The following is a 2668-nucleotide window of genomic DNA, read 5'->3' on the forward strand; positions in this document are numbered from 1 at the left end:
CACTTCGAAGGGACCATGGCGCAAACGAAAAACGGGCCGGCGCGCCGGCCCGTTTTTCGTTTGCGCCATGGTCCCTTCGAAGTGACAGCACGGCTGCTGACCCAATCCGGCACGCAGAGGTTAACAGCGGCCCGGCCGGCCTGTGCGAAACCAGCTTCCAAGCCTGTGGATTCTCGGTGGATAAGCTGTTCACAACACAAGATATTGAGGTGAACAAAACGGGAAAATTCCGCCATCGCTGATTCGTCGCCGATTCGTTCCGGCTTTGAGCTGAACGTTAACGACGACAGCCGGAATCCCCTGCCAATTGCTTAACGCAGATTAAGAAAGATCAACAATTTCATAACCTTGGTCGAGGCACGCCAAGCCATTGTGATCGTTTATCGGCAAAGGTTAATGGCAATGCCCTCTTAGCACGAAACGGGCCAGTTCAGCGATTCAGCATGTGGTGCGTCTCGTGGTCGCGAAATCCACATATAGCCGTGAACAAAAGCTGAACCTGCAGGAGTCACTGATTCGTCGCCGATTCGTTCCAGACTCGTTCTATCCGTTAATCCGCATTCTGATTGAGAGCTTGACGGAACCACCTTCTGGCTGCCGACGGAACATTCCGCTTTCGCTTCGCGCCCGAAATCCCTATGTGTCGCCTGTCATACGCGCCCATTTGAGGCACGCTCCCGACAACCAGAGGCCAGAAGCCTTATCTCCAGGTCCCGGAAGCCTTATTCTAGGTTGATGAACATCCAGCCCAAACACACTGAGCCGCTGATCCTGTCGGGCCGCGACGTGACCGCCGTGCTCGGGCCGACCAACACCGGCAAGACCCATCTCGCCATCGAGCGCATGGTGGCGCATGAGAGTGGAATCATCGGCCTGCCGCTCAGGCTTCTGGCGCGCGAGGTCTACGCCCGCGTCTGCGAAAAGGTCGGCGCCCACAAGGTTGCGCTGATTACCGGCGAGGAAAAGATCCAGCCACCGGGCGCCAAATATTCGGTCTGCACCGTCGAGGCCATGCCGCGCGAGACCGACGCCGCCTTCGTCGCCATCGACGAGGTGCAGCTCGCCGGCGACCTCGAGCGCGGCCACATCTTCACCGATCGCATCCTGCACCTGCGCGGCCGCCAGGAAACGCTGCTGCTGGGCGCCGCCACCATGCAAAGTATCCTGCAGCGCCTGCTGAGGGGTGTCTCGGTGGTGACGCGGCCGAGGCTGTCGCATCTTGCCTATGCCGGCTCCAAGAAGCTGACCCGCCTGCCGCGGCGCACGGCGATCGTCGCCTTTTCCGCCGACGAGGTCTACGCCATCGCCGAGTTGATCCGCCGCCAGCAGGGCGGTGCCGCCGTCGTGCTCGGCGCGCTCTCGCCGCGCACCCGCAACGCCCAGGTGGCGCTGTTCCAGTCCGGCGATGTCGACTACCTCATCGCCACCGATGCCATCGGCATGGGTCTCAACCTCGATCTCGACCACGTCGCCTTCGCCCAGAATCGCAAGTTCGACGGCTTCCAGTACCGCAATCTGACGGCGGCCGAGCTTGGCCAGATCGCCGGCCGCGCCGGCCGGCATCTGCGCGACGGCACGTTCGGTGTCACCGGCCAGGTCGACCCGCTGGACGAGGATCTGATCAAGAAGATCGAAGGCCACGACTTCGACCCGGTGAAGGTGCTGCAATGGCGCACCGCACATTTCGACTTTGCCAGCCTCGACGCGCTGAAGCGCTCGATCGAAACCAACGCCCCGGTCGAGGGACTGACACGGGCATTGCCTGCCGTCGATGCACAGGCGCTCGAGCATCTGTCGCGCGACGAGGACATCCGCGCACTCACCACCAATGCCAAGCGCGTGGCGCTGTTGTGGGAAGCCTGCGCGCTGCCCGACTACCGCAGGATCGCGCCGGCCCAGCATGCCGACCTCATTGCCTCGATCTACACGGACCTCGCACGCCACGGCCATGTCGACGAGAATTATATGGCCGAGCAGGTTCGCCGCGCCGACACAACAGAGGGCGACATTGATACGCTCTCGCATCGCATTGCCCAGATCCGCACCTGGACATTCGTGTCGAACCGGCCCGGCTGGCTGGCCGATCAGGCACACTGGCAGGAAAAGACGCGCGAAATCGAAGACAGATTGTCGGATGCGCTGCATGAGCGGTTGACGAAACGCTTCGTAGACCGCAGGACTTCCGTCCTCATGCGGCGCCTTAGAGAAAATACCATGCCTGAAGCCGAAATTAGTCCTACCGGAACCGTCCTTGTCGAAGGCCACCATGTCGGCGAGCTGCAAGGGTTCCGCTTCACCGCCGACCAGACCGCCGGCGGCGAAGACGCCAAGGCGGTGCGCACCGCTGCCCAGAAGGCGCTGGCCGCCGAGTTCGAGGCGCGCGCCGAACGCTTCGGCGCCTCGGCCAATGGCGATATCGCGCTCGGGTCGGATGGCACGCTGCGCTGGATCGGTGCGCCGATCGGCACGCTTGTATCAGGCGAAGACGCGCTGAAGCCGCGGCTGGTGCTGCTGGCCGACGAACAGCTGACCGGCCCGGCGCGCGACAAGGTCGCCGCGCGTGCCGAGCGTTTCGTCAATTTCCAGATCGAGTCGCTGCTGAAGCCGCTGGTCGACTTGAAAAACGCCGACCAGATTTCCGGCATCGGCCGTGGCATCGCCTTCCAGC

2 protein-coding genes are annotated in these 2668 nt (G+C 62.7%); both read left to right on the plus strand.

What is annotated here, in order from left to right; translation table 11 throughout:
• Positions 1 to 242 (plus strand): hypothetical protein (locus EN969_RS35610; protein WP_206525233.1); only part of this gene is annotated, 242 nt, incomplete at its 5' end.
• A 493-nt stretch (positions 243 to 735) separates the two neighbouring features.
• On the plus strand, positions 736 to 2668 hold a 1933-nt coding region (locus EN969_RS25870), incomplete at its 3' end, for a helicase-related protein (protein WP_206525234.1).

It is taken from the genome of Mesorhizobium sp. M7A.F.Ca.CA.003.01.2.1, assembly GCF_003998945.1.
In the GTDB taxonomy this organism is placed as follows: domain Bacteria; phylum Pseudomonadota; class Alphaproteobacteria; order Rhizobiales; family Rhizobiaceae; genus Mesorhizobium; species Mesorhizobium ciceri.